The following is a 6,009-nucleotide window of genomic DNA, read 5'->3' as shown; positions in this document are numbered from 1 at the left end:
CTATCTATCGTTATTAAAAACAATTTTATATGCTTTGATTTGTGCCTTTCGGCAATAGGCATTGGGCAATAGGCTTTAAGCCGTATGCTAAGGAAAAAAGGTTTTTTTGTAATGATAGAGACCTTTTGACTGAGGCCTACGGCTTACAGCTTATTATGATGTTCTCAAAAGCTTATCTGTGATTATCAATAAACATGTTCAATATCTGATTCCGAATTGACTCCTATTTAACATTAGATTTCAGATAATTCTTAGTGAAAAGATTAAAACAACAATCATTGATACCAACAGCATAAGTAAAAGTAGTAAAGCTCCAAAAGAACGTTTTATGTCATTCGAGTTAGACTTCTTCTTTTTCATGAGCAAAAGCCTTTAATTTCTTCGAGAGTACATTTCCCATTTTTTCCAGAGAGGTAATCTTTACCTGTATGGCAAACATAGTATATAATATAGCAAGGGTCACGATAGCTATGCCTATTGATAATGCGAGAATCATGTTTCTTTGGATTAAGATGTTTGAGTGAAATACGTTTTCATTACTACGCTTTACTGGACAGTTTCTGCCCCAAAGTGCAAAAATACCTTTTGACAAGGTAATATTTTAAGTATCTGAAAATCAAAAACTAACCACTTACAATTCGGCACTCATACAGAAATATGAGTCTGAATTGTAAGTGATTTTAGTCTATTGGGATTAAATGAACATTTCTCGAAACTATTTCTGTTCCAAGATATATTTTGCAACATCATTGATTTCCTGTTCACTCAAGCCTAGTGCTGGCATTTGTGGATAATCTGGTCGTTTTTTACCAGGTTTCAAAATCCAATCATGAAGTCCTTTGGCATCATTTTTATAAATACTAACCATTTCCTTGATTGGTGGCCCAACAACCTTAACATCCGCTGCATGACAAGCGCTACATTTTGCCTGAAAGATTGCTTCACCAGGATTATCAGAGTCAGGTTGAACTGCTGGTGCATTTTTCATATCCTCTGTTGCCTGCTTAACTTCTTTCTGATAAGCTAAAGTTTTTGCTTCGACTAATTTTTGGTGTGGTGCCAAGGCTGTGGCTCTGTAAAGGTGACGCCCCGAACCCATAAATGTGATAGTTAAACCTAGAGTAACCGCTACTTTCCAAAAATTGTTGGCAATATCTTCAGCTTTTCCAGTAATCCCTTTCCATATCCAAAACATGGCTGGAAAAGCAAAAATCACCCCTGTACCTATAGTAAAAATCAGTTGCCAACTCAATCCTTTGGTGGGAAGTGTGAGTAATACCACTGGACCAATGATAAATTGGGCCGCAGATGCTCCAAACGTTAATGAATAGGCTTTTTTACGAACCTCGTAGCGAGTCAGCGTGGTAAAATGGCTTTCAAAATCATAACTTTTTCTACCAAAATACCAGAAAATAAAGAGACCAGTAGTTCCCAAAGAAGCGAGCAAAAAGTGAAAATATCTGGGAAAAACATTAGGTAACGTTAAGGCATGAGCAAAACCTTCAATAGTATTCCATTTTTCTGGGAATAGCATAAGATTGATATTGACCAAGAAAATAAGCGGAATAAATAAGAAAATAGCCACTGCTAAGGCCATAATAGAAATATGCAATGCCTTGTTATTTTCGAGCACTTTCCAGCTGTACTTGTGAGCGTATGTTAAAAGAAAAGCCACTGTTACCAAAGGTATTACCGAAATCCAGAAAATTCCCGTTAAGGCGTTGGCAGAGTAAAAATAAACAGTATACAGAGCATTGATACTCAGGAGTGGCGCTACACCCAAAACAACTGCCAAACTTTTATTGACTGTTATCGTTTCTGCAATTTCATGCGCCAAGGTATCATAATCCTTATCCTTTAAACCCTTAATTTGGCTCCAAAGGGTGATAATACTTCCTCCAACCATCAAATTGACGAATAGAATGTGCATTAAAAAAGAAAATACAAGTAAAACAATCAACAACTCCTTTGGCAAGGGTAAATCCAATGGCAAATCGCGAGGTACTGGGGTTTGAAGAAAAATATGATTAAACATGATGTTAAATGCTAAATGAATAAAAAATTTGATTGATGAATAAATGCATCAGTCGATATGCTGAAAACATAAGGTTGAGGCATCATTAAATTGTAGGGCTATCGAGGTAGGTGAGCAAAACAAAATGAATAAGGATTGGCAAAAGACGAATAGTGATTAAATGGTTTTTAAAAACCAAAGACTTATTTTGCCGAATACCCACAGCTCAACCTTTCAACTCTACTCTGCCCACCTACCTAATTAGCGCATCAATGACACCTGATTGTCCAAAGGGGTTCCGTCCTCTTGAAGATGTTTGATATAATCCACCAAAGCACCGAGTTCAGCCTCGTTTCCGGGAAAAGGTGGCATAAAATATCGAGCATTTTCGATATGCTTGATATAGTTTTTCATCAAGTCGCCATTTAATTTTTCTCCAGCTTTTAAACTATACATATTTTCAAACTTTTCTACCACTGAGTTGATGCCATGGGTAGTATGACAACGACTACAAGCAATCATAAAGACTTGCTCGCCTGCCAATAATTTATTGTCATCAGTCACTTCTTTGACTGGTGAATAGGTAGCATGAGCCAATACTCCATCTCGTTTGTAAAGCGGATAATCTTCTTTCCTAAGGGTATTTGAATACATGTAATTTCCGATTACATAGGGTTTACGAATAAACTCACGGATACGTTCGAAAATACCAGCAAAACCCAACATGCCTACAACTGGCAAGATATAAATGAGGGTTGGCAACTTGAGTTTGGGCTTAATGTAGGTTGTTCCAGCAATAATCAACACTGTTATCAAGGCACCAAAAATAAATTTTATTAACAAATCATACCATGATTGAAAATCCATTGTTCCTACTGCCACAGGTAAGTTTCCTATCATTAGCTCTGGAATCCTTAAATAATAAGCAAGTGCGCCTGCAAAAGTAAATGGTACCATAATGAGCATCCAAAGGGCAATTTTCTTGGTCGACTCTTGTTGGAATTCAGTTCCATTTTTGGTAAATAGTTTTGTCAAAAATAAACCCAGAGCTCCTGCCATCAAGGCTGCGAGCGGAGTTCTGAAACTGAGTTGTGGCACATAAATTGGGTTTGTAAATCCTGCAATGAATGTTTTGTTTTCGACCCAACTACCGGTATCCATCATAAACCCTAGAATCGATACAATAATCGACATCGTTATCCATGAAAAAATACTCAAAGCTGCTCCTAGCCTAATATGCTTAGCCTTAGCCTCCAGACTCATTAATGAGCGTTTCCAGGACAGGTAATAAAACAAAATCAAAACTACTTCGGTCACAAACACAATCCATTCCACAAACCACGCTCCGTAAAATACCCGAATTAGGGAGCCAATCGAAGCTGGGTTGACCAACGAAGAGGCAAACCAAATTCCTACGCCAGTCATAGCCCCAATTGTGGTGGTAATAATAAAGGCAACTGTCATTAGCTTATGCGCAAGCTGGTCCCACTCATTATTTACAATGGCATTTTGTCCGCCTTTTTTAAAGCCTAAATATTCAATCCATGTAACTAAAGGAATAAATCCTACAGCTAATCCATGATTAATCAGAACGTGTAATACGGCGATAATGGCAATAAGAAGCCTGTCGCCCATGAAGTCTAAATGAAATATGGGAAAGTCCATCGGTTTGTCTTTTTTAATGAATAAATAAGCTACAAAAGGACATAAGTAGGTTGAAAGGCAATAGACAAATAGCTTCAAAATGTTCAATCAAGCACCACAAACTGTTTTTGCCGAAAGTCCAAAACTCCAAGTTTACAAACTAGGCATTACGCTTTATACCTTCAGCTAGAGGCATAATTTGGTTCTTACAGAATCATGAATGTATTTATTGCCTAATGCCTATTACCAGACAACTTAAACAAAGCATTACACCCCTAACTGCATTGAATCAATAAAGTAGTAGGGTTGCAAGGTTGTGCGCTGTCCTTTAAATAGCCAATAAATGAAATTGATTTCTAGTGTATTTTTTTAAAAAAATACAGTTCTCAGGCAAGCCATTTTGATAGTTTGCTAAGTTGAATGAAATCCATGAAATAAAAAATTAGACAATACAGGGAGGATGGATAATCCGCTGATGATAAAGGTGATGATAGAGATTATTATAAGAAAAGTGGTGTTCTATTTGGAAAGACTTAAAGAAAGGTTTTGGAATTTCTATACTGACTTTTTCTACAAATAAATTGAAAGCTGGCGTAATACTGGCGGTACGAGAAGATTTTTGTTCAGAATTATTTTTCTCTGTGCTGTAGGCCAATATCAACTGAATCTCTTTTTTCCAAGAATGGTGCTTTTGAGAGATGATTGTTTCGGTTTGCTTAATACTACTATTAAATTCTTCATTGGCCGAAAGAGAAAAAGCCAATAAATGGATGATTAGACCTTGGGCTGCCATTATACATACAATAGCTACCAAAACAGCATTTCGAGCGTATCGAGCCTGTTTTGGTGAAATTGTATCGATATTGATTCCCAAATAGTTCATGTAATTGCAATGATTGAGCAAATTTACGATAAACTCAATATTCATGCAAGGTGTTTTTCATGGAAAGAATGGTAATAATCAATGAGGTTGTTTGTCCTTTCAAAGAAAAACAACCTCTCTAACAACTACAGTTTTATCTCAAATACTTGAACCTTTTGTGGTGCTGTATTCGTTTTGCCTTCGCCGTCTGCTTGTTCTACAGGTTGGACAAACAAATGTAACTGACGACGAGACTTCCAAAGTTCAGTATCAAAAGAAGGTTCCCAAGCGCCAACGTAAGTGGATGCCAAATCTTGTACCTTCCATGTTTTCTGGCTAAGGTCTTTGGCAATGGCCATAGAAGCTTTATTTTTTCTTTCCTCATCTCGAAAAATAATCATGGCCGAAAGTTTCCCTTTATCTTTCCAAGCTATCAGTTGAGGTCTCGAAATAGGTATCTTTTTAGTTCCCATTCCACTCAAACTAAAAGCCGTTTTCCGAAAACCCAAGGACTGTGTCTGCCATTTTTTATTAAAAAAGATAAGATGGTACTGAGGAACAGAACTACCTTCAGGTCGATAATATGTTGCAATATATGGATTACCCTCTTCGTCTGCTACCATGGATGTTTGATTGATTAACTCACTATTTTGGGGTATTCGGCAAGCATATTCCGCATTGGAGGCATTGATAGGCAATACATAATGTTCGCCTGTAGTTTTTTGCCACGTTTTGCCTCCATCTTTCGAAAACGCATAGGCCATATCATGATTGCTGGCAACATCTGCACTTTCACGCCAAACCCAAGACAGGTGAATACCTCCTTTGGCATCGACAAAAGCCTGCCAATAGGCACTTCTTTTACCTTCGCCATCAATCAAATTTTCATGAATCATCGACCATTTTTGGGTAGCGACATCATAAGTTTTCATGACGAGGTTTCCTTTTCCTGATGCCCCATTTCGATATAAAAACAATAGATTTCCGTTCGAAAATCGATAAAACTCTGGATAGCTTACACTGTTTTCTATTTGGCCAGTCATTTGGGTTGGTTCGCCAAGTTCTAGTGAGAGAGGTTTGATACTACGTGCATAGTGCAGTGGGTGATTGTGATGATCCCAAGCAATATGCAAATACCCTTGGCCATCAACCATTATACTGATGCAGTTGTGAGCATCATAAACGTTACCTTTCAAGGCAGTGGTTTTCAACTCCCAGGTACTTTTCCCTAAGCTTCTTTTTCCTAAAACGACATTCCCATTTTCGTTATAATAAGCGATAAACTGATAGTTTTTGTAATTCACTAATGAGTTTTTTCTAAAAATAACAGCATTGACAGAGTTATTTGCCCAACCATCACCAACAGAAATGGGATTAGTTTTTTGAGAAAAACCGTCAATGGAAAAAAGTAATCCAATAAGTGCTAGCAAAAAATATTTAATCTTAGCGTAAATCATTTTATATAAATTTAAAGATGAATGCTGAATTA

4 protein-coding genes are annotated in these 6,009 nt (G+C 37.0%); all 4 read right to left on the bottom strand.

Annotation, left to right across the window (positions count from 1 at the left end):
- Window positions 1-715: 715 nt before the first annotated feature.
- Window positions 716-2,035, bottom strand: a complete 1,320-nt coding sequence (locus tag ACOVQ4_RS20410; RefSeq protein WP_421822452.1) for a c-type cytochrome — start codon at window positions 2,033-2,035, stop codon at window positions 716-718.
- Window positions 2,036-2,275: 240 nt separating this feature from the next.
- Window positions 2,276-3,679: a c-type cytochrome gene (locus tag ACOVQ4_RS20405; protein WP_421822451.1), complete on the bottom strand. Its 1,404-nt coding sequence runs from the start codon at window positions 3,677-3,679 to the stop codon at window positions 2,276-2,278.
- A gap of 421 nt (window positions 3,680-4,100) precedes the next feature.
- On the bottom strand, window positions 4,101-4,541 hold the full coding sequence (locus ACOVQ4_RS20400) for a hypothetical protein (protein WP_421822450.1): 441 nt from the start codon (window positions 4,539-4,541) through the stop codon (window positions 4,101-4,103).
- A 125-nt stretch (window positions 4,542-4,666) separates the two neighbouring features.
- Window positions 4,667-6,009: BNR repeat-containing protein (locus ACOVQ4_RS20395; protein ID WP_421822449.1), on the bottom strand; the 1,343-nt coding region annotated here is incomplete at its 5' end.

Origin of the sequence: Flectobacillus sp. (genome assembly GCF_049240685.1) — a bacterium.
Taxonomy (GTDB): Bacteria; Bacteroidota; Bacteroidia; order Cytophagales; family Spirosomataceae; genus Flectobacillus.
Note: the sequence above shows the minus strand (reverse complement) of the source record. Positions and strands in the feature narration are given on the sequence as shown.

Coding starts and splice junctions, on each gene's coding strand:
- ACOVQ4_RS20410 (WP_421822452.1), bottom strand. CDS start 2,035: ATGTTTAATCATATTTTTCTTCAAACCCCAGTACCTCGCGATTTGCCA.
- ACOVQ4_RS20405 (WP_421822451.1), bottom strand. CDS start 3,679: ATGGACTTTCCCATATTTCATTTAGACTTCATGGGCGACAGGCTTCTT.
- ACOVQ4_RS20400 (WP_421822450.1), bottom strand. CDS start 4,541: ATGAACTATTTGGGAATCAATATCGATACAATTTCACCAAAACAGGCT.